General features: G+C 68.1%; 18 protein-coding genes and 3 pseudogenes. 15 read left to right on the top strand and 6 right to left on the bottom strand.

Going from position 1 to position 21,246, the window contains the following annotated elements:
- The first annotated feature begins 866 nt into the window (after positions 1–866).
- Positions 867–1,442, top strand: coding sequence for an RNA polymerase sigma factor (locus TNCT6_RS39100; protein ID WP_253266557.1), 576 nt, complete (start codon positions 867–869; stop codon positions 1,440–1,442).
- A gap of 572 nt (positions 1,443–2,014) precedes the next feature.
- Here TNCT6_RS39100 and TNCT6_RS39090 read toward each other — a convergent pair.
- Complete coding sequence (locus tag TNCT6_RS39090) at positions 2,015–2,434, bottom strand: hypothetical protein (RefSeq protein ID WP_141367962.1); 420 nt, start codon at positions 2,432–2,434, stop codon at positions 2,015–2,017.
- Between the two features lie 582 nt (positions 2,435–3,016).
- Here TNCT6_RS39090 and TNCT6_RS39085 point away from each other — a divergent pair.
- Positions 3,017–4,297 (top strand): MFS transporter, encoded by a 1,281-nt coding sequence (locus TNCT6_RS39085; protein WP_141367855.1) that lies wholly within the window; start codon positions 3,017–3,019, stop codon positions 4,295–4,297.
- 50 nt (positions 4,298–4,347) lie between these two features.
- Here TNCT6_RS39085 and TNCT6_RS39080 read toward each other — a convergent pair whose 3' ends face one another.
- Positions 4,348–4,548, bottom strand: a complete 201-nt coding sequence (locus TNCT6_RS39080) for a hypothetical protein (RefSeq protein WP_141367854.1) — start codon at positions 4,546–4,548, stop codon at positions 4,348–4,350.
- Positions 4,549–4,604: 56 nt separating this feature from the next.
- Between TNCT6_RS39080 and TNCT6_RS39075 the strand changes: the two genes are divergently transcribed.
- From TNCT6_RS39075 to TNCT6_RS39060, 4 genes and pseudogenes are all read left to right on the top strand, one after another.
- A complete protein-coding gene (locus TNCT6_RS39075; protein WP_141367853.1) occupies positions 4,605–5,369 on the top strand; it encodes a MerR family transcriptional regulator in 765 nt (254 codons plus the stop codon).
- A 59-nt stretch (positions 5,370–5,428) separates the two neighbouring features.
- Positions 5,429–6,778 (top strand): IS630 family transposase, encoded by a 1,350-nt coding sequence (locus tag TNCT6_RS39070; RefSeq protein ID WP_141364319.1) that lies wholly within the window; start codon positions 5,429–5,431, stop codon positions 6,776–6,778.
- 91 nt (positions 6,779–6,869) lie between these two features.
- Complete coding sequence (locus tag TNCT6_RS40395) at positions 6,870–7,034, top strand: hypothetical protein (RefSeq protein WP_172633327.1); 165 nt, start codon at positions 6,870–6,872, stop codon at positions 7,032–7,034.
- A gap of 221 nt (positions 7,035–7,255) precedes the next feature.
- Positions 7,256–7,483: pseudogene (locus TNCT6_RS39060) on the top strand (SpoIIE family protein phosphatase); the annotation flags it as partial.
- Between the two features lie 576 nt (positions 7,484–8,059).
- On the opposite strand, the gene TNCT6_RS39055 reads toward TNCT6_RS39060, so the two are convergent.
- Positions 8,060–9,163: a substrate-binding domain-containing protein gene (locus TNCT6_RS39055; protein ID WP_141367851.1), complete on the bottom strand. Its 1,104-nt coding sequence runs from the start codon at positions 9,161–9,163 to the stop codon at positions 8,060–8,062.
- Between the two features lie 169 nt (positions 9,164–9,332).
- Between TNCT6_RS39055 and TNCT6_RS39050 the strand changes: the two genes are divergently transcribed.
- Genes TNCT6_RS39050 through TNCT6_RS39025 form a run of 6 tightly spaced genes read left to right on the top strand, consistent with a single transcriptional unit; the run spans position 9,333 to position 16,213 of the window.
- Positions 9,333–10,352, top strand: coding sequence for a hydroxyacid dehydrogenase (locus TNCT6_RS39050; RefSeq protein WP_141367850.1), 1,020 nt, complete (start codon positions 9,333–9,335; stop codon positions 10,350–10,352).
- 43 nt (positions 10,353–10,395) lie between these two features.
- On the top strand, positions 10,396–11,658 hold the full coding sequence (locus TNCT6_RS39045) for an ABC transporter substrate-binding protein (RefSeq protein ID WP_141367849.1): 1,263 nt from the start codon (positions 10,396–10,398) through the stop codon (positions 11,656–11,658).
- A complete protein-coding gene (locus TNCT6_RS39040; RefSeq protein WP_141367848.1) occupies positions 11,655–12,557 on the top strand; it encodes a carbohydrate ABC transporter permease in 903 nt (300 codons plus the stop codon). The genes TNCT6_RS39045 and TNCT6_RS39040 overlap by 4 nt, the downstream gene beginning before the upstream one ends.
- Positions 12,554–13,471, top strand: a complete 918-nt coding sequence (locus TNCT6_RS39035) for a carbohydrate ABC transporter permease (RefSeq protein ID WP_141367847.1) — start codon at positions 12,554–12,556, stop codon at positions 13,469–13,471. Before TNCT6_RS39040 ends, TNCT6_RS39035 begins: the two co-directional genes overlap by 4 nt.
- 7 nt (positions 13,472–13,478) lie before the next feature.
- Positions 13,479–14,213, top strand: a complete 735-nt coding sequence (locus tag TNCT6_RS39030) for a hypothetical protein (RefSeq protein WP_216372886.1) — start codon at positions 13,479–13,481, stop codon at positions 14,211–14,213.
- Positions 14,210–16,213, top strand: a complete 2,004-nt coding sequence (locus TNCT6_RS39025) for a DUF2264 domain-containing protein (RefSeq protein WP_141367846.1) — start codon at positions 14,210–14,212, stop codon at positions 16,211–16,213. The genes TNCT6_RS39030 and TNCT6_RS39025 overlap by 4 nt, the downstream gene beginning before the upstream one ends.
- Positions 16,214–16,574: 361 nt before the next feature.
- Here the strand turns inward: TNCT6_RS39025 and TNCT6_RS42290 are convergent.
- Positions 16,575–16,694, bottom strand: a pseudogene (locus tag TNCT6_RS42290) (GntR family transcriptional regulator); the annotation flags it as partial.
- Between the two features lie 108 nt (positions 16,695–16,802).
- Between TNCT6_RS42290 and TNCT6_RS42285 the strand changes: the two are divergent.
- Complete coding sequence (locus TNCT6_RS42285) at positions 16,803–17,084, top strand: transposase (RefSeq protein WP_373996276.1); 282 nt, start codon at positions 16,803–16,805, stop codon at positions 17,082–17,084.
- On the opposite strand, the gene TNCT6_RS39010 is transcribed toward TNCT6_RS42285, so the two are convergent.
- Positions 17,027–18,472, bottom strand: coding sequence for a hypothetical protein (locus tag TNCT6_RS39010; protein WP_216372885.1), 1,446 nt, complete (start codon positions 18,470–18,472; stop codon positions 17,027–17,029). The two genes, TNCT6_RS42285 and TNCT6_RS39010, sit on opposite strands and share 58 nt — an antisense overlap.
- Positions 18,473–18,968: 496 nt before the next feature.
- Here TNCT6_RS39010 and TNCT6_RS39005 point away from each other — a divergent pair, with 496 nt between their 5' ends.
- Together TNCT6_RS39005 and TNCT6_RS42280 are read left to right on the top strand one after the other, a co-directional pair.
- Positions 18,969–19,160: a hypothetical protein gene (locus tag TNCT6_RS39005; RefSeq protein WP_141367844.1), complete on the top strand. Its 192-nt coding sequence runs from the start codon at positions 18,969–18,971 to the stop codon at positions 19,158–19,160.
- 4 nt (positions 19,161–19,164) lie between these two features.
- On the top strand, positions 19,165–19,305 hold the full coding sequence (locus tag TNCT6_RS42280; RefSeq protein ID WP_373996275.1) for a hypothetical protein: 141 nt from the start codon (positions 19,165–19,167) through the stop codon (positions 19,303–19,305).
- A 161-nt stretch (positions 19,306–19,466) separates the two neighbouring features.
- Here the strand turns inward: TNCT6_RS42280 and TNCT6_RS39000 are convergent.
- Positions 19,467–20,847 (bottom strand): annotated as a pseudogene (locus TNCT6_RS39000) (IS1380 family transposase).
- Between the last annotated feature and the right edge of the window lie 399 nt (positions 20,848–21,246).

Genomic DNA, 21,246 nt, shown 5'->3' with positions numbered 1-21,246 from the left:
CCCACCGTGATCAACTCGAAGATCCTCCCACGCCATTCGCCAATGTGACAGTGCCCTTCGGCGGGAAGTGGCGCTCCAGGATCTCGATCGAGAACACCGCCAGCCAGCTGACGGCCGACGACAGTCCAGCAACACGCTGAGCTGCTGTAGTCCCGGGGTGCCGGAAGTGCGCGTGGAGTACTTCAGTCCATCGGCGGAATGCACTGTTCCGCCCACCCCCATGGCGCTGAACAACACCCCCATGAACAGCATCACCAGCACCAGACAGGCGCGGCCAAGTAGCGTCCGCGGCTCCGTCTTCGGTGTGTCGTCAGCCCTCACTCGCGGCGCTCCTTCGGGTCTGTGCCGTCTCTCACCGCAGCATTATCAGTGGTGATCGAAGACAGCTGGCGCCGTGACAGCGTCCCGCCTACCTGCTCCGTCCTCGGCGGGGAGTGGGGCCATCAGGGCCCGGTCGAGGGCTCTCTCATTTCGTTCGGCGGGCGGATCCGTGCCGGGTGCGGGTTTGGGCCGCGTGGTGCTGCGGGAGCGGGCTGCCGCAGCCGATGGTCGTGGTGGGCTGTGGCGCTGGGCGCACCTTCCGACTCGTCGGCCTGGACACCGTGATCGGCTGCTACTCCACCCTCAGCGGCGCCCTGAACGCCTGACGGGAGCTGTCGGCTCGTACAGCCTCGGTGCCGTAGCCGCACAGACCCGGCCAATCGTCACGCAGTGCGACATCGAGCCAGGGCTGTTCACCTTCGCGGGAGCGGTTGCTGTGACAGATCTGTGCGACCAGCCGCTAATGATCACGGCGGGTAAAGCGTGGTCGGCAGCGCAGCAGGTCCACCATCCGTCGCTCGCCGGACGCTATTGAAGGACAGGTCTTGGGCCAGGAAGATCAAGCCGGTCACGTCGAGTCCGACAAGAGGTTAGGTGCTGCCGTCGCACGGGCACAGGACGGCGACGAAACAGCCTTCATGGTCGTGTACCGGATCGTGCAGCCAGGATTGCTCGGCTACCTGCACGGCCTGGTCGGCCAGGGTGCCGAAGAGGTGGCATCGGAGGCCTGGCACGAGATAGCCCGGGATCTGGACCGATTCCAGGGTAACGGGGCCGGCTTCCGTGGCTGGAGCGCAGCCATCGCCCGCCGCCGGGCTCTGGACCACTTGCGTCGCAGCCGCAGCCGCTCCTCCGCCACCGCCACCGCCCTCGAACCGGAAATGGCCGAGATCCCTAGTTCCCACAGCACGTGCGACCGGGTGCTGGCGTCGCTTTCGACCGACCATGTCCTCACACTGATACGCGGTCTGCCCCGCGACCAGGCCGAGGTGGTCCTGCTGCGCGTGGTCGTCGGCCTCGACGGTCCCGCTGCCGCGCGCGTCCTGGGCAAGCGTCCCCGCGCGGTGCGGGCAGCCGCCTGCCAAGGGCTGAGGCGCCTGGCCCGCCAGCTCGCCGTGTGACACGTGCGACGCGGAAGCCGCTCCACGCGCTGAGGCATTCGAAATGAGCAAGCCGGGGTAAGGCGCTGGAGTCGACTGCCTGGCAACGGTTCCTCGCGGCGGTAGGCGGCAAGAACAACGTCGCCGCCTACCGCGCCGTGTCATGGTCGATTCCCCGGGGCCCGGGGTGTGTCCAGGCGATCGGTCAGGACGCGCCGGTCGCCCGTCTGGAACCAGCGGCACATGCCCTGCGCGAGTTTGAGAAGTTCTACAACTCCCGTCGGCCCCACCAGGGCATCGCGAACGCCCGCCCGCTGAACCCTGTGCCGACGCCGATCGCCGATCCGGACGAGACAGCCCGCCTCGGCATACGACGATCCGATCGCCTCGGCGGCGTTCTCCACGAGTACGAGCATGCCGCATGACTGCGCAGACGGGGTTATCGGCAAGGGCAACGTTGCGATCCTCGGTCGCCCCGGAGGACGACCGCCAGACGAGACGACCTCTCGCACGCCTCAGCGGCGGTGTGGTTGCGATCCTCGGTCGGCCCCGGAGGGCGACCGCCAGGACTCCCCAGGGTCTGCGGGCTTTCCTCAGCGCGTGCCTGTCGTCGCAGTGCTGTAGGCGTACAGGGCGACGACGCCGACCACGCAGGCCAGGATCGTCCAGGAGGCGAGGCTCATCCGTCTTCCTTTCCGCCCGGGCCGTTTCGGCTTCTCGGACCGCTTGGCGCGGCCGGGAGCCGCCGGGGCGGGCGGTGCGGCGTCGGCGGCGGTCTCGGCGAGCAGGCGGCGGCAGGCCGTGGCGAGTTCGCCGGTGCCGGCGCCGAGCGGGACGACAGTCTCCGAACGCGCCGGAGCGGTGGTGCCGCCGTCGAGGATACGGCCCGCACGGAGCAGGATTTCGTCCTTGCGACCCGAGGGGGCGAGACTGATCCAGCGCTGCACGTGCTCTCCCCGGATGACCACACCCCCGGCCCGGTCCCGGTACACGGTGTGCTGACGCCAGAGCATGTCCGCCAACTGCGCTGCGGTGTCTCTCAGTTGGGCACTCAAGGCCCGTCCTTCCAGAGCCGTACGGTCAATCGAACGGGAATCGTACTTCGGTCTCTCTGTTTCGCTCGGGCGGCCCGGGGTGGGGTGATGCGGTCTGCGGCATCCGCCTGCCCCTGCGGTGCAGGAGCCCGCACTGGGGGGAGCAGGCATGCGCGGGAGGTAGGTCCCACGCTTACAGCGCACCGAGAGTCCCTGACGTCACACATCCAGCCGATCACCCGCGAGCACCAGGTGATCTTGTAAGGTCAGGCCGCCGCCTGTGACACGCAGGACCTGGAACGCGCTGAACACAGTGACCCCTGAGCGGGTCACGCCGCCTGCAGTCCCGGGGGAGATACGCGGGCGGCACCAAGACAGGGGCGGGCCCGTTCATCCCCGTGGCGGACCCGCCCCCTGTTCACCTCGCAGTGTTTCGAGCGGAGTTCACGTGCAGCGTTATGCCATCCCCATGGCTTCGGCGAATGTGGTGCTCCCCTCCTCGTGAGCGGCCGGCAACACCTTGGCCCTCCCCTCCCCCGCTCAACGAAAGACCCCCACTTCGTGACCGTCTCCTCCCATGAGGTCCAGCCGGCCGGCCGGCATGCTGCCCTCCCCACAGGCAGCCTGTTCCGGCGCGTCTACACCCCCCGCGCGTGCGACGCGCTCGCCTACTCCATGGCGACCTATGCCATGCCGCTCGTCGTGCTGGCAACCACCGGCTCGGCGTCCCTGACGGGCCTGGCCTTCGCACTGGAATGGATACCCCGGGTGGCCGCGTTCGGTATCGCCGGCACCCTGGTGGACCGCAGCGGCGCGGCGATCGTCTGCTTCATCGCCTCGCTCGCCCGCGCCCTGCTGGTGGCGGGCGCCGGTGTGGCGCTTCACCTGGTGCCGCCGGGCACGGCCGAGACCGTCACCGTCATGGCACTGGCCGCTGTGACCGGGGCGCTGACACAGTTCAGCTTCATCGCCAACGAGGCGGTCGGCGCCGTCGTGAGCCGGCAAACCCAAGGACAGTCCCACAAAGTGCAGTCGGCGCTGATCGGCATCGACCAGACGGCCACCCTCATCGGCCCCGCGCTGGGCGGCGTCCTGATGCTCACCGGCCCGACGCGCATGCTCGTGTGCTTGAGCGTGCTGTCCTTCGCCTCCGGCGCACTCGCCCTGCAGACCCCGCCCACTCCCCTGCGCGCCGCCCGCCGTGGCGGACCAGCGCCGGTCGGCGGCCTGCGGGACGGATGGCAGACCCTGCGCTCCCTGCCGTCCCTGCGCCGACTGGTGGCCGGACTGGCCTGCTCCAACCTCACGCTCGGGCTGCTGCAATCGGCCAGCCCCATCCTCGTGGAGGACCGCTTCGGCCACTCCCCGGCCGCCGCCGGCGCGCTCTGGTCCATCGCCGCGGCCGCCACCTTGGTCGCGGTCGCCTGCTGCCGCGCCGGCCTTGACCGGCTCGGCCTGTGGGGGGTCGGCGTCATCAGCGCAACCATCGCGGCCGCCGCCTGCCTCGCCGTGCCCCAGGCCCCCTCCTACACCGGCTACGTGACCCTCATAGCCCTCTTCATGGCCGCCGACGGAGGACTCACCCTCGTCCTGCGCACCCTCCGCTCGCAGGTCATCCCACCCGCGGCCTTCGGCACGACCCTCTCCCTGACCATCCTGCTCCTGCTGCTGCCCTTCCCCCTCGCAGGCATCCTGCTCGCCCTCACCCCGCCGCCGTACCTGAACAGCCTCATCGGAGCATGCGCCCTGCTGCAGGCACTCACCCTGCTCGTCACCTTCCTACAACTACGCAACGACCCAGCCCTCCGAGCCAGAACACCGCCACCCCGCAACGAAACCTGACCCGCCCATCCAGCCATCGAAGCGCCAGCTCGACGACAAGCACGCCGGTCCTAGCCGCCCAGGCGGCAGGTGTTCCAGCCCCGGCCGTCGCGTATCAGCGCGCCGGACCGTTCCAGGTTGGCCAAGTGATAGGTGACCGACGCCGTGCTGCGCATCCCGATCGTTTTGGCGGGCTGCCGCACCGACGGACCCTCACCCCGCTCCTCGATCCACCGCCGGGGGCCTCGGGCTTGCGCTTTCCGTTGCGGCAACTTCTACGGTCATGTGTGTGGCCGGAGAGTCCGGCCCGGCGAGGGAGGCACCGGCAATGGCCTGGTCGATCGCGGAGGTAGCGCGGATGTCCAAGGTGACATCGCGGACGCTGCGGCATTACGACGAGATCGGCTTGCTGCCGCCCGCATGGATTGGGAGCAACGGGCACCGCTACTACGAGGAGGCCGATCTGCTGCGGTTGCAGCAGATCCTGCTGATGCGGGAGCTGGACCTGGGGCTGCGCGAGATCCAGGCGGTCCTGGACAGCCAGCTCGGCCAGGTGGCCGTGCTCCGCGAGCACCACCAACGGCTGCTCGCGGAACGGGACCGGCTGGAGACGCTGGCCCGTACGGTCGGCCGCACCATCGCCGAACTGGAAGACAGTAAGGACAAGGGGCACATGACGAAGATCAACAGGCCGGAGAACCTGTTCGAGGGGTTCCAGCCCCCCTCCGAGGCCGAGGTCGAGGTACGGGAGCGGTGGCCGCAGGCGTGGGAGCAGTCCCGGCAGGCCGTCGAGGCGATGACCGCCGAGGACACGGAGCGCTGGCAGCGTGAGGTGACGGCGCAGATGATCCGTATGGCGGAGTTCATGGTGGCCGGCACGCCGGTCTCCGACCCCGCGGTACAGGCTGAGGTGGACGTCAACTACCAGGGCATCTGCCGGTTCTGGACCCCGACCGCGGCCGCGTACAAGGGAGTGGGCCAGACCTATGTCGACGACCCGCAGATGCGGGCCAACTTCGACAAGATCGCCGACGGTCTGGCCGTCTACCAGCGCAATGCGATGACCGTGTACGCCGATGCCCGGCTGAGCTGACCGCACGCGCCTAGTGTGATGCGCCTGAAATGGTGGCTCTAAGTCTGTAGGCTAATTTCATGGCGTCTCGGGGTCCTCGTGCAGTCGAAGTCGTGCTGTCTGCCGAGGAGCGTGCGGAGTTGGCACGTTGGGCGGGTGGCGCGGTGTCGGCCCGTGTGGCGGAGCGGGCCCGGATCATTCTGGCCTGTGCGGAAGGTGTCTCAAATACCGGTGTAGCAGCGGACTTCGGGGTATCCACGGAGACAGTGCGCAAGTGGCGCTCGCGATTCGTAGCCCGGCGGATGGCTGGCCTGGTGGACGAGCCGCGGCCGGGCCGGCGCAAGCCGGAGCTGGTGCTTTCCGAGGCCGAGCGGGCAGAGCTGACGCGCTGGGCGCGGCGGGCCAAGACCGCGCAGTTCCTGGCGCTGCGGGCGAGGATCGTGCTGCGGTGCGCGGAAGGCGGGTCGAACAAGGAGGTCGCCGCCGAACTCGGTGTGTCGCACGGAACGGTTAACCGCTGGCGGTCGAGGTTCATCCGCTTGAGGCTGGACGGGCTGAGCGATGAGCCGCGTCCCGGCAGGCCGCCCTCGATTCTGCTGGACCAGGTCGAGGATGTGCTCACGGCGACGTTGGAGTCCACCCCGGGCAAGGACACGCACTGGTCGCGGGCCTCGATGGCGAAGCACTCTGGGCTGTCGAAGTCCACCATCGGGCGGATCTGGAAGAGGTTCGACCTCAAGCCTCATCTCCAGGACGCGTTCAAGCTCTCCACCGACCCGCAGTTCATCGCGAAGGTCGTCGACGTCGTCGGCCTGTATCACCATCCGCCCGAGAAAGCGGTAGTGCTGTGCGTGGACGAGAAGAGCCAAATCCAGGCGCTGGACCGGTCTCAGCCGGTGCTGCCGATGATGCCGGGCATGCCCGAGCGGCGCACCCACGATTACTACCGCCACGGCATCACCAGTCTGTTCGCTGCCTTCAACATCGCCGATGGCAGCGTCATATCGGAGCTGCACCGCCGTCACCGGGCCATCGAGTTCAAGAAGTTCCTTGTCACGATCGACAAGGCCGTGCCCGCCAGCCTCGACGTCCACCTGGTCTGTGACAATTACGCCACCCACAACACCGCCGAGATCAAGACGTGGCTCGGAAAACACCCCCGCTTCCACGTCCACTTCACCCCCACCGGCTCCTCGTGGATGAACCAGGTCGAGCGGTGGTTCGGCCTGCTGACGGACAAGCTCATCCGCCGCGGCGTGCACACCTCCGTGAAGGCACTGGAGCAAGACATCAGGGCCTGGATCGACTCATGGAACGAGAACCCCAGGCCCTTCACCTGGACCAAGACCGCCGACGAGATCCTCAACTCCCTCGCCGACTACCTCACCAAGGTCACTCCGCCAGCCACCGAGAACCAGCGAGAGACTTAAGGTTGTGATTTCCGGCGCATCACACTAGTGTCCTGAGTCGGAGATTTGCCGTTGGTTCGGTATGAGTCGTCCGGGTCCGAAGATTCCGCCGTTGTCGGTGACCGATACGACGAAAGGCGCACACGGCGCCTGTGTGCTGCGCGAACAACTCGTGGAGGTGATTGCTTCCATTCGCTCGCAGTCACCGATGATGCACAGTCAGGCCCGTGAGGGCGTGGGAGGCCGCCCGATCACGTCAGCCGGCTACAAGACCTGACGACGGCGGGCCTCCCGGTCCTGGCCGAGAGAGAGTCCCAGAACGACGCTACGGTGATCTCCTGTCCGTCGACCTCGGGGCGCCGGTCCGGCGCCACCGCGCGGACGACCCCATCGCCCGGGACCACGCGAAGATCATCCGCTTGGACCTGATCATCGTCGACGACATCGGGCTCCTGCTGTCTACCTGAACGGGGCAGCGTCCCCTCCACGGCCGCCCAGCTAGGGGTTGGGCCCGGAGACGGACAGCTGCTGTACACCGACGGCCTGGTCGGGTCCTACAGTCACCACCTTGATGCGCAGCTGGATGCACTTCTGCGGCTCCTCGCGGGACCGCCGCGCCCCTTGGAGGAGACCTGCGACCACCTGCTGTACGCGCTGCGCCGCCCCGACGAACCCGACGACGTGGCCCTGCTCATGGCCCGCATCCGCCAGCACCGGCCGGCGTAGCCGCAATATTCAGCGCCGCTTGTGCCAGGCACGTTTGCGGCAGCAAGAGAAGTACGTTGCCGAGGCAGGACGTTCGAGGCCGACTGTCCAGGACGTTCCGCACTCCGGGCAGCTGGACGTCCGGTCTACTTGGGCAGCCTCGGTCACAGCCGCGGCCCGGCATCACGATCATCCGCGACTACAAGCAGCCGGGGTCTTCGTGATCGGCCATCTCCTCGGCACGGGGCTGCTCGGGCCGGCGCTGTGGCGGGCGCGGATGGCGCCGGTCTGGCTCGCGGTCGGACTGACGGTGGCGCTGCCGATCTACCTCGCCTCCGTGCTGAGCGGGGTCCACAAACTCGACCGGGTGGGATGGGGGCTCACGACGGTGGCTTTCGCAGCGGCCGGCCGACTGCTGCTGCGTATGCCCGACGACGAGTTCGACCTGCCGCCGCTGCGGGGCATAGCGCCCGGTCGGGCGAGTATCACGCAGCAGTGCACCTGGTGTGCACGGTCGCGAATGGCCCGGCGCAGCCGTGGAGTTGAGGCCGGTTCCGGTGGAATGGCCTCCGCCGGAACCGGCTTCGGCCATCCCTGCTACCGGCCTTCCCATGTCCTGATCGAGGAGTTGCGGATGATCAGCTCGGGCAGGACGAGGACGCGTTGCGCGGGGCGGCGCTTGCCCTCCATCAGCCTTGAGACCATCATCTCCACCGCGGCCCGGCCCACCCGGGACTTGGGCGGGCGGACCGCCGTCATGGCCGGTTCGGCGAGCCGGGCCACCTCGTCGTCGTAGCTGACGAGAGCCATGTCGTCCGGGATGGCGATGCCTTGTTCGGCGGCGTACTGGGCGACGGACATCGCGTCCTGGTCGCTGTGCACGATGAGCGCGGTGGTCCGAGACCGGCGGCAGCGGAGCAGGATCTCCTCGATGATCTGCCGGTGGCCGGGTATGTCGAGGGCCACGCTCTCCCGGACCACGAACTCGCCGGGCAGATCGAGTTCCGCGCAGGCCCGCAGCCAGCCCTGGGCGAGATGCGCCGATGTCGGGCTGCCGTTCGCGAGCACCAGGCCAATCCGGCGGTGTCCGTGTTCGTGGAGGTGACGCACCGCCATCTCCATGCCGAGCGCGTGGTCGCTTCGCACCCACTCAAGCTGACACGGCGTCGGAGTCCAGGGCGCCGTCTGCCGTTCCACCAGGATCGTCGGCACCGGCAGCTTGCCGATCCAGTCGATCATCTCATCGGCGCCGTCGGCCTCGAGGCTCGGCGCCAGCAGGAGTCCTTGCACCTGCTTGGCCTCGATCAGCCGGCTGATCTGCCGGCGGTCCTCGGCCCGATCGTAGCTCGACCCGCGCAGCTGGATCTGCACGCCGAGCGCGACTGCGGCGGCCCGGGCGCCGGTCACGATGGCTGGCCAGTAGTAGTCCAGCGAGGGAACGACCATGCCGATGGTGAACGGCGTGGATCCGGGGCGGGTCCGGCGCTGGGGAGCCGAGTCGGTTTCGGTCGGGAGGGTCGCGCCGCCGTGCACCTTGGTGAGCAGGCCGCGGCCGGCGAGTGCGCCGATGTCGCGCCGCACCGTCAGCTCACTGACCTCGAGCATTTGGGCCAGCTCGGGGACCCGGACGGCGCCGTGCCGGCGTAGTTCGTCCATGATCCGCTCCCTGCGTTGCAGAGCGAAGAGCCGGTCACCGGCCATCGGTTCACCCTCCCCTATCCTGTGTGTTCGACTCTGAACGAATCGCTTCGTTCATGTACGAGCCGTAGCGGGTTTGTGCTCACCACCACTATCTCTTTCCCCACGCGACCGGCAAGACGCGCTCGCCAGCGCCGGTGTGAAACCGGCCGAGGGAAGGACTCGACGCTTGATGCAGACGAAGCCACACGCACTGGTCGTGATGAGCAGGGAGAGCTTCGAAGCGCACTTCGACGCTGCCCGTCTCGCACGGCTGGCGGACCTGGTGACGCTGGGTGATCCTGTCTGGACCGACGACCTCGACGCCCCGGCGGTACGGGCCCAGCTGGCGGACGTCGAGGTGATGCTGACGTCCTGGGGCGCTCCCCAGCTGACACCGGAGCGGCTCGACGCGGCGCCCGCGCTGCGCGCGGTGCTGCACTGCGCCGGCAGCGTGCGGGGCCTGGTGGGAGACGACGTGTGGCGGCGGGGGATCCGGATCACCAGCGCAGCCGACACCAACGCCATTCCGGTGGCCGAGTACACCTTGGCGGCCATCATCTTCGCCGGCAAGAAGGTTCCCTTCCTCGCCGCCGACGAGCGTCTCGCGTACGAGGGGTGGGGCAGGGTGACGGGCTACGGGGATCTGTCGAACTTCGCGCAGACCGTCGGCATCGTCGGGTTCTCCCGGATCGGCCGCAGGGTCGTCGAACTGCTCAAGGTTCTCGACGGCACCACCTGTCTGGTCGCGGATCCGCACGCAGATCCGGAGGAGGTCTCGGCGGCCGGCGCGACCCTGGTCGAGCTGGTGGACCTGCTACCCAGAGTCGACGTATTGTCCCTGCACGCTCCCGAGCTGCAGGAGACTCGGCACCTCATCGGTGCGGAGCAACTGCGTCTGCTTCCGGACCATGCGACGGTCATCAACACGGCGCGGGGCAGCCTGATCGACTCCGACGCACTCGCCGCCGAGTGCGCGTCCGGCCGCCTCTTCGCCATCCTCGACGTGACCGACCCCGAGCCGCTGCCCGCGAGTTCACCGCTGCGGCGGCTGGCTCAGGTGATGGTCACCCCGCATGTGGCGGGGTCGCTCGGTTCGGAGATCGGGCGCCTCACCGACCACACCATCGACGAGCTGGCCCGGTGGATCGGGCGGCAGCCTCTGCAAGGAGAGGTCACCGCCGAATCCTGGGCCCTCGGACTGAGTGCCTGAGCCGATGTCTTCCATTCGACCAACACCGAAGGAGATACGCACCATGAGAAGACCCGCCAAGATCCTGACGGCAGCCATCGCGCTGGCCCTGCTCACCGCAGGGTGCAGCAGCAGCGGCGGTTCCGACACCACCGCCGACGGCAAGAAGGTACTCAGGATCGCCCTGTGGAACTACGACCAGACACCAGAGTTCAAGGCGCTGATCGACGGGTTCAAGGCGAAGTACCCGGACATCGAGGTCCGCCCGGTCGACATCCTCTCCGACGACTACTCGGAGAAGGTCACCACGATGCTGGCCGGTGGCGACACCACCGACGTGCTGACGATGAAGACCCTCACGGACTACGCCCGGTTCGGTACGCGGGGCCAGCTTCAGTCGGTCACCGATGAGGCCGGCAAGCTCGACAAGGCGAAGTACGGCGGGCTCGACGCCTACGACCTGAACGGCGAGTACTACGCGCTGCCGTACCGGCAGGACTTCTACGTCCTCTACTACAACAAGGCGTTGCTCAGGGACAGCGGCGCGGATCTGTCCAAGCTGACCTGGTCCGACTACGCCGCGCTGGCGAAGCGGCAGACGAAGGGCAACGGCGCGTCGAAGGTCTACGGCACCTACCACCACACCTGGCGTTCGCTCGTCCAGGCGATAGCGGCGGCGCAGACCGGCGGCGACCTGCTCGGAGGTGACTACGGGTTCTTCAAGGACCAGTACGCGATGACCCTCGACCTGCAGAAGTCCGGGGCGACCATGCCGTGGGCCACGGCCAACAGCCAGAAGGTCACCTACAAGACGATGTTCACGACCGACAAGGCCGCGATGGTGCCGATGGGCACCTGGTTCGCCGCGGTCCTGGTGCAGGAGAAGGCCGCAGGCAACTTCAAGGACGACTGGGGCATGGTGCCCCTGCCGCAGATCACCGCCGACGGCAAGACGACCACCTTCGGCGCACCGACCGCCTTCGCCATCAACAAGAAGGCGAAGAACTCCGACGCGGCCAGGAAGTTCCTGTCGTTCGCGTCCGGTCCCGAGGGCGCCGCCGCGGTCGCCAAGATCGGCATCACCCCGTCCTACACCGACGAGTCGGTCATGAACACCTACTTCTCCGTCCAGGGGATGCCGACCGACGACCTCACCAAGAAGGCCATGCACCCGGACACGGTGAAGCTGGAGATGCCGATCAGCGAGAAGTCCTCGGACGTCGACACCATCCTCACCGAGGAGCACCAACTCGTGATGACCGGTGAGAAGTCGCTCGACCAGGGCATCAAGGAGATGAACTCCCGAGTGAAGTCCGAAGTCGGATGAGCCCGGAATCCGGCGCCGCAGCCGCCAGGCGGCGAAGTCGGCGCACCACACTGGTCGGCTGGAGTTTCATCCTCCCGAACTTCCTCGGTTTCGCGGCCCTGACCCTGGTTCCGGTGCTCGCGACGCTGCTGCTGGCGTTCACGAACTGGAACTCGTACTCCACACCGGAATGGGTCGGGCTCGCGAACTTCCGCAGGATGTTCGGCAGCGACACCTTCTGGGTCGCACTGAGCAACACCGCGTGGTACGCCGTCGGCCATATCCCGCTCACGCTGGCGGCGTCCCTCGGCCTGGCCGTGCTGCTCAACCAGAAACTCCGCGGCGTCGGGTTCCTGCGTACGGCGTTCTTCTTCCCGTACATCACCTCGCTGGTCGCGGTGGCGGTGGTATGGAACATGCTCTTCAGTCCCGACCTGGGGCCGGTGAACCAGCTGCTGCGGGCCGTGGGTGTCAGCCATCCGCCGGGGTGGACCACCTCCACCGACTGGGCGATGCCCGCGGTCATCATCACCAGTGTGTGGCGGGACATGGGCTACTACATGGTGCTTTACCTCGCCGGGCTCCAGGCGATCCCCGCGGAGCTGTACGAGGCGGCACGGGTGGACGGGGCCGGCCCGTGGCAGCGGTTCTGGCACATCACCGTCCCGTCCCTGCGGCCCACCACATTCTTCGTGCTGGTCATGCTGACGATCTCCAGCTTCAAGGTTTTCGACCTGGTGCAGATCATGACCGAGGGAGGCCCCGGCCGGTCGACCCTGGTGCTGTCCCAGGTGATCTTCCGGGAGGGAATCAAGCAGGGGCGCTTCGGCTACTCTTCGGCGATTTCCCTGGTGCTCTTCGTCATCGTGTTGATGATCACCGTAGTCCAGTTCCGGTTCCAGCGGAGGAATGAGCGATGAACACGAGCGTGCTGCGAGAGGACAGCACGACGGCCGGGGCTTCGCGCCCGACCGGTGGCGGGTGGGGCCGGTCCGCTCCGGGGAGTCGCCGCCGGACGGCGCGGCTCCTGGGCCGCGCCCTGCTCTACGCGGCGCTGATCGCGCTGTCGGCCGCGATCCTGGTGCCCTTCGCCTGGATGCTGGTCTCCTCGGTCAAGCGGGACAACGAGGTGCTCACGGTCCCGATCCAGTGGATCCCCCAGGAGTTCCACTGGGACAACTTCTCCCGCATCTGGACCCGGATCCCGCTGCTCACCTACCTGGGGAACTCGTTGTTCCTCAGTGTCACCATCACCGGGCTGCAGGTGCTGACCGGGAGCTTCGCGGCCTACGGCTTCGCCAAGGCCCGTTTCCCCGGACGCGATGCCCTGTTCCTCGCCTACGTCAGCACCATCGCGGTGCCGTGGCAGGCGTACATGGTGCCGCAGTACATCATCATGGAGCGCCTGGGACTGGTGAACACGCACCTCTCGCTGATCCTGCTGCAGGCCTTCGGTGCGTTCGGCGTGTTTCTGATGCGGCAGTACTACCTGACGATCCCGGACGAGATCAGCGAGGCCGCGCGGCTGGACGGGCTCAGCGAGTACGGCATCTGGGCACGGATCGTGCTTCCCCTGTCGAAGCCGGCGCTGGCCAGTCTCGCGCTGCTGACCTTCGTCAACACCTGGAACGACTACATGGGGCCGTTCATCTATCTGACCGACAACGAGCTGTGGACGGTACAGATCGGACTGCGGCAGTTCGTCGGCATCTACGACTCCGAATACGCCATGATCATGACCGGATCGGTGTTGTCGGTACTGCCGATCCTGGTCGTCTTCCTGCTCGGACAGCGCTACTTCGTCCAGGGCATCGCCACCAGCGGAATGAAGTGAGGCCGCGATGAGCACCCCCGTCACCGGCCGGCGCCTCAGGCTCAACCTCGACCACGGGTCCTGGGAGCTGCTCTGGTCGCACGTCCACCGGGTCCTGGTCGTCAACCTGGGCCTGGCGGCGACGAACGCGCCCCTGCTGCTGGCACTGGGCGTGGTGCACCGGCCGTGGCAGTACCCGGCCTTCTTCGGACTGCTGTCCCTCGGCCTCGGCCCCTCGCTCGCCGCCACCTTCCACTACCTGCGGCGGACCACCGAGGACGACCGGGCACCGGCGGCCGACCTGTTCCGCGGCTACCGGCGCCTGTTCGCCCCGGCGCTGCTCGGCTGGGCGCCGTGCGTGCTCCTGGTCGCCGTTGCGGCCACCGACGTGGCCGTCCTCCGCAAGGCCGCGCCGGGGCCGGCGCTGATACCGCTGCTGGCCGTCGTCACGCTGGGCGCCGCGGGCTCCGGGATAGTGACGATGGCCGCCGTGGCGGACGATCCGCGGATCTCACCGCGCACGCTGCTGACCGCGTCGTACGCGTCGGTACGTCGCTGGTGGCTCGGGCTGCTGAACCTCGGGCTGCTCGGCATCACCCTCGTCCTGGTCAACCAGGCGCCCCTGCTCGGCCTGGCCGTACTGCCGGGCTGCACGCTCTTCGTCGTCTGGCGCAACAGCCGCGCCATGCTCGCGTCGTTGGCACCGGCCGCCAACCCTGCATTCAGCCACACCCATCGAGACCCAGTGGGAGCCAAGGCATGATCATCCGCCCCGGCACAACCGTCCCGGAGGACCGGGTCCGCTCCCCATACACCGGGTGGACCCGAGAGCACTGGACCACTCTCGCGGACCGGATGCTCGCCGCCCTCGAGCCGTATCGCTCCCCGGCCGGCGCCCGCGTCGCCCTGCCGGGCCCCGTCAGCATGTACGGCACCGACTCCGACGGCCTGGAGGGCTTCGCCCGCACCTTCCTGCTGGCCGGCTTCCGAATCGCCGGGGAGCACGGCGCCGACCCCGGCGGGCTGCTCGACCGGTACGCACGCGGCCTGGCGGCGGGCACCGACCCGCGTTCCCCGGAGGCCTGGCCGCGCCCCGACGAGCTCGGCCAGGCCAAGGTCGAGGCCGCGTCCGTGGCGCTGGTGCTGCAACTGACCCGGCCCTGGCTGTGGGACCTGCTCGACGACGGGGTGCGCGAGCGCACCGTCGACTGGCTGGCGACCGTGCTCGGCCAGCCCTACCCGCGGAACAACTGGGTCTGGTTCAGGATCGTCGTCGAGTCCTTCCTCCGCGAGGCGGGCGGCCCGTGGTCGGCCGCCGACATCGAGGAGGACCTCGCCTTCCACGCCTCGATGCGCAGGCCGGGCGGCTGGCTCAGCGACGGCGAGGAACGGTCCTACGATCACTACACGGGCTGGGCGCTGCACCTCTACCCGCTGCTGTGGACCCACCTGTTCGACGTCACCGGCTCGCTCTGCCCGCCACAGCTGCGCGAGACCTGGGCGGCGGACCTGCGGGACTACCTCGACGACGCGGTCCGGCTGGTGGGCGCGGACGGCTCCCCGCTGCTACAGGGCCGCAGCCTCACCTACCGGTTCGCCGCCGCCGCACCGTTCTGGGTCGGCGCAGTCACCGGGGCCGGCGGACAGCCGCCGGGACTGGTACGCCGCGTGACCGGCGGCATCGTCCGGCACTTCACCGACCGGGACGCCCCCGACGCGGAGGGGCTGCTGACACTGGGCTGGCACCACGCCTGGCCCGCGATGCGGCAGTCCTACTCCGGTTCCGGCTCACCGTATTGGGCGTCCAAGGGAATGCTCGGGCTGATACTGCCTGCCGACCACCCGGTGTGGACGGACACGGAACTCCCGCTCCCCATCGAGACCGCCGACACGGAGCGGGTGCTCACCGCCCCCGGCTGGCTGCTCTCCGCACGGCGCCGCGACGGGATCGCGATGGTCCTCAACCACGGCACCGACCACGCCCGCCCCGGCGACACCGGCGCGGACTCGCCCCCGTACGCACGGCTCGGCTACTCCACCGCCACGGTCCCCCCGCTAACCGCGGACGCGGTGGCCTCCCCGATCGACAACGCGGTAGTACTGCTCGACGACACGGGCCGGGCTTCCCACCGGTCCGGCTTCGAGCCGCTGTTCGCGCGGGAGCTGCCGGGTGGTGTGCTGGCGGCCGCCTCCCGCGGGCCGGTGCGCTGGGTCGACACCGCCGCCGACGACTCGCCCGACTACGGCTCCGGCCGGCGCGGACCGGTGGCCCCCGGGCCGGTGATCACCGTCGCCTCGCTGCTGCGCGACGGGGTGGAGATCCGCCTCGCCCGGGTCGACGCGCCTGCGACCGGTGCGAGCCCGTCCTGGCGTGCCGTGCGGCTGGGCGGCTGGCCGGTGGCGGCCGACACCCGGCCGGGCACACAGATCACTCCCGGCGAGCCGGGCCCGTCCGCCGAGGCCCGGACCGCGTCACTGCGATCTCGCCTGCGGGCCCTGCGGGGATTCGACCTCGGCGGAGTCACGACCCAGCAGGACACCAGTCCCCTCGGCTCCTGGACGGCGATCCCCTGGCTGGCCACGGACACGGACACACCGTTCGGCGAGGTCCTCGCCGCCATGGTGCTCCTGGACCGGGGAGGCCCGGATGCCGCGGACCCCTCACTGACCGTGTACCCCGAGCCCGACGGCGGTCATCTCGTCGCGCTCACCTGGGCGGACGGCCTGCGCACCGAGATCACCCTGCCCGCCGCGTCGGGATAATCAGCGAGTGTGTCAGTCAGGGAGGCGGGCCGGTTCCTCGTCGGCGCGGCCGCCAGTTCCGAGGGTCCGCCGCGGGGACGGGGATGTCTCCGGGCGAGTACTGAGAACACCCCGGTCCCGCAGATCGTCAACATCGGGGAGGCGGATTCCGGGGAGAGCGTCGAGTAGGTCGGCCTGGGAGGCGCGGATGCTGTGCGCTGGAGCCTGGGGGCCGGTGCCAAGGGTGCCGCGGTCGGTCACGCTGGTCATCGTACGGGCCTCTTACGGCTGCGGTTCCTGGCCGAACTCGGCGGCGGCGTTCTCCCCGCGCTTGGCCGGCGTCGGCAGCGCCACCCTCTACCGCGCCGACTACGGACCGCTGAACCCTGTTACCCGCGACAAGGTCAACCCAGCTCGTCGACAGTTGCACCGGCCTGGCGTCGGCCAGGAACTCGTACGTCGTCCGGACGCACAGATCGCCCTCGGCGATCGCTCCAGGTCGCGCAGGATCGCGGACCGGGAGGGCGAACCGGTCCGACTCGCCGCCGTCCGGCGTGAGGACGCGGCCGAGTACCTGAAGCTGCGCACCCTGATCGCCGTGCTCGGGGCGATGGTGTTGAGGGCGCTTGACTCTGCGCCGCCGATCGCCTGGGTGACCGCTGATGCGACTTACGGCCAGGAATGCGGCTTCCGGCGGATGCTGGAGGAGGCCGGTGTGGGCTATGTCCTTGCGGTCCCAAGTAGCAGCAGGTCAAGTCGCCTGCGGGGAGTTGGCGCATCGACAAGATCAACTAACCGTGCAACAGCCCTGAGGGCGCGGCGCGCCGGCTCGTGTCAGACAAGGAACTCTGCGAGCGGGAAAGAGCGATGGCGACGTGGTGGAACCAGATAGTTCTGCCGGTGGGTCGTGTGCAGGACCGAGTTGATGCCGGCGTGGGGGCTGCGCGGTGCGATAGGGAGTGTCATATCGGGATAGTGGCCGTCCATCGAGAGCCGAACGAGATTAAAGAGTGCAATCGTCGGCTGGAACGAAATGAAGTGCAACCCGGCCGCTTTCTTCTTGCTGTAGTGGTCTGCCGTCGGATCGGATGTGTAGTGGAATGGATTGTCCAGTGTGTCGAAATCGCCGCGCACGGGGATGGTCGTCCCTGTGGGGTAGGCCTTCCCGTAATTGCTGGTCGTCGGTGATGTGGTGCTGTCCACTTGCGACATGCTCCCAGTGTGGCCGTAGGCGTGGTACCGCTGGACCCCTTGCGCTACTTCGGCCTCACTTTGACCTGGCGGTTGGAGGGCAAGCGTGCCCGGTGCGGGCGCGGGCGAGAGGCCGGGCTGGAGCATGGCCTGGACGCGATCCGCGTACTGAGGGAAGTTCTGTTCGTACCAGGTCACCAGATCTTGAAACAGGTGCGAGAGATGCATGGTGGTCCCCTGCTTGAAGTAACCGTTGGGCCACTGATCGGTGAGGCCAGGCAGGGTCTCCAGATTGGCGATGTTGCCGGGTCCCATATTCGAGTCCAGGGTGGTGGCGAAGCCGAGGAAGCCCTGCGCCTGTCGAGGAATCGACTGTGCGCCGGGGATATTAGCTGCCAGCGCCAGCTTGCTCGGGAGGCCCTGTTGCCCGAAGAAACCGCCCCCGGAGAAGCCCTGGCGGATACTCGTCACTTTGAACAGGCTGCCCACCTGGTTGCTTCCAGGCCCGAAGAGGGCGTTTTGGGCTGCCTTGATATTGGCGAGCGAGTCACTGCGGAGTAGCACGGCCACGTCATTCTGTTCCAAGCGGACCGGCCCGAAGCCAGGCGGGGGCTGGTCACTGGGAAACGTCCTGGCCTCCTGCAGCGCATATACGGTATGGCCCTCCGTCTTGGAAGTCATCAAATCGACCGGCAGATACGCTGGGTAAGATGTTCCCGCCTTGAAGAAGCCCGACGCCTTGCCCAGGGTTGGGATGTAGTGGTGGAAGTAGGGAAGTCCCCAGGCTACCGTGGTGGCCACTCCTGTGGGAGCGGGCGGAAATTGGCGTTCCAGGCCCAGGAGGGCGGACTCGAGGTGGTGCTGCGCCTCCTGCAACGCCTTTGCATTCGCCGGCACATTCAGCCTTGCGGTAATGACATGATCGTGCAGGGCCGGCACCCGGACAGCAATCTTGCCATTGCCACTCTTCACGCCCGAGCCATTGACCATGACCACCTGCTCGTTCTGCAGGATATATTGTTCCTGAATGGGCGGGCTGTCGGTGTCAGCAGCGGCCCGGTCCGGTGGTTTTGCAATGCTGTCGATCATTTCATAGATGCCGGCGGATGCTAGAGCGGCACCGAAGGTGCCCGCTGTCCCTTGAAGAAGGCGTCGCCTACTCAAGTTCCCGCGTGGTCGTCCCGCACGCGCATTTTCGTTGCTATCTGTCATGAAATGCATTCCCCAACTGTGGAGTAGATGTCCGCCATCACCCGGCATCGAAGGTCTGACTCGAATGACCGGGACTGACCGCGCAGTCGCTGAGGACTGTCGCCCGATTAGCTACTACGTCTCCGCCATAAGGGTATGCTCGCGATGCGGGGTGGGCAGCGCCGATACGGCCTTGCGCACGTGTTGTCAGATAGCCCATGACGGTGGGTGCGCCGGCTAGTTGCCATCGTCATCACCTTCGCTGTCGCGATATAACCACACGCGGCCTGGGTCGTTGAAGCCAACACGCGGCGTCCTGGGTCATTGAAGCCAACACCAATCTGGTGCGGGTCATGAACCTATCGGCTCACCCAAGACTCGCTGACGGACAGTGTTGCGACGATTCCTTGAACCCGGGCAGTACACGTCCCTCAAGCTCACCACACGCCTGGTCGAAGCCGGAATCCAGACGTCCATGGGCTCGGTGGGGGACTCGTTCGACAACGCCCTGGCGGAAAACCTGTGGATACTGGTCAAGACCGAGTACGTCCGCGGCCTCGGCCGAGACGAACCTCGCGCTCTTTGAATACATCGACGGCTTCTACAGTCCCCGCCGCATCCAGAAACGGATCGGCTACCTCAGCCCCATCGAATTCGAGGAAAAGCACTACGCCGACCAGGCAACGACCACCAGTGAACCTGAAACCACGCCAGCCCGCACTGACCTCTAGCCTCGAAGTTTCGTGACGGTCCGTCGACGGAGTCGGTGGACCGTTTTCGCGCGGTGGGCTGGGGCTGGGCAGGGCCGAGGCCCGAGTGTCGCCTCGGGGTGGCGCCGGGTTCCACTGTTCCGGGTGTTGAGGTGCTGTCGCAGGGACGGGGAATCCGTCGGTCAGCCGGGGTTCGGCAGGAGCGCGAGCCGGTCGAGGGCAGTGGTGATGTGGCTGGTCCAGGGCCAGTGCCGGGCCAGGCGGAGGACCCGCCGGCGGCCGGTGGTCACGAGCTGTCCGGCCGCGGTGAACAGGCGGAGCCGCAGGCGACGGGGCTCCCAGAGCCTGGCCTTCCCGGTCAGCGCGAGCATCGGCATCCAGGCCAGCAGGTCCAGTGCGATCTGCACGATCTCCAGCCAGATGCGGTTCTGGGCGGTGTGGTGCAGGGGCAGGTTCCGCAGCCCGGTGGCCCGGGCGGCCCGGATCCGGTCCTCGGCCCGGGCCCGCAGCCGGTGACGGAGCTCGAGCTCGGCGATCGGCCGGCCGGCCGGAGGTGCTGGTGGCGAAGCACGTCAGTCGCATGCCGTCCGCGTCGGTGAGTCTCAACTGGGCCCCGGGGTGCGGCCTTTCCTTCCGAACGATCAGCCGCATCCCCTTCGGCCAACCCTCCAGGACATCGCCGGTGAGTTCGGCGACCCAGGCGCCGTCGCGGATCTCGCCGTCCGCCTCGACGGCCGGCGTCCAGGCGGATGCCGGAACCTTCAGCACGTGCTCGTGGATCGCATCTGTGATCACCATGCCGACCGAGTAGGACAGCCACCGTCCCCGCCGGGCCAGCCAGGCGACGAAGTCATGGGTGCCGCCCGCGGAGTCGGTGCGGATCAGGGTCTGCCGCCCGCGCCGGTACTTCTTCGGGAGCTGAGCCAGGGCCAGGCCGGCGGCGGTGATGTGGTCGGCGGCCGTGTTCGAGCCCGCGTTCCCCGGCCTGAGCAGGGCCGCCACCGGCTCCCCGGTGCCGCCCGGTCCGTGGTCGACGAACCCCATCAACGGGTGGTGGCCGTAGGTCCGCTTCCACGTGGGTGCGGCGCCCTGCTTGTCCGAGTGCGCGATCACCAGCACCCCGTCGAGGTCAACAGTCACCGACCCGTCCGCATCAGGCGCTTTCCGTTCGGCCAACCGCCAGACACTTTGGCGGACTTCAGCCCGCGCGGCACGGATGGCCCGCAGGGCTTTCTCCCCGGAGGCTGCGAGGGTGTCAACCAGGCGGGAGACCGTCGGGTCGGAGGCGACCGGCCCGAACATGGCCGGCTCGGCCCGCAGCATGCCGACATCGGCCAGGCAGTCCCCGCCCATCGCGACCGCCAGTGCGACATCCAGGAGGACCTTCCCGGGATCATGAACGGCCCGCGGCTTGCGCCACGGCGCCAGTGCCGCAGATATCGCCCGGTCAAGGCCCACCTTGCGGACCGTCTCCACCAGCAGGACCGAGCCGGCCTGCGAGACCACCTGGCGGCCGTCCCCCTGAACACGGACACGCGGGTACGACGCGATAGGCTCTCTCACCTGGAAAGTGCTCTTTTCCTTGCAACCGACAGGACCCTCAGCAAGTCCTATCGTTGCAGGTCAAGAGCACTTTCCGTGTTTCTGATCAGCCTGTGGACAGGCCACCTCGTGAAAGCGCGAGGTTAGAGCGAGGGGGTGTTTGGGCTCGCTGGCCCTGGAATGTAAGGCCAACTACCACTGCGAATGCCCAGCTCCAAGCATGCACTGACGGTGACCGAGACCTTGCTCGCCTTGCTGTCCAGGCAGGGACGGCGGCCCCTGCCCAGGGCGCTGCGTGCAGGGGCCGTCCATCGCCCTGCGGTCCTGTCACAGCGCAAGGCACTACGACGCTAAAACCCCAGCACCCAACCCCGCTCGCTCGGCGCGTCGGCAGGGTGAATGAGTCCCCTCCCATACGCC

It is taken from the genome of Streptomyces sp. 6-11-2 (genome assembly GCF_006540305.1).
GTDB lineage: Bacteria > Actinomycetota > Actinomycetes > Streptomycetales > Streptomycetaceae > Streptomyces.
Note: the sequence above shows the minus strand (reverse complement) of the source record. Positions and strands in the feature narration are given on the sequence as shown.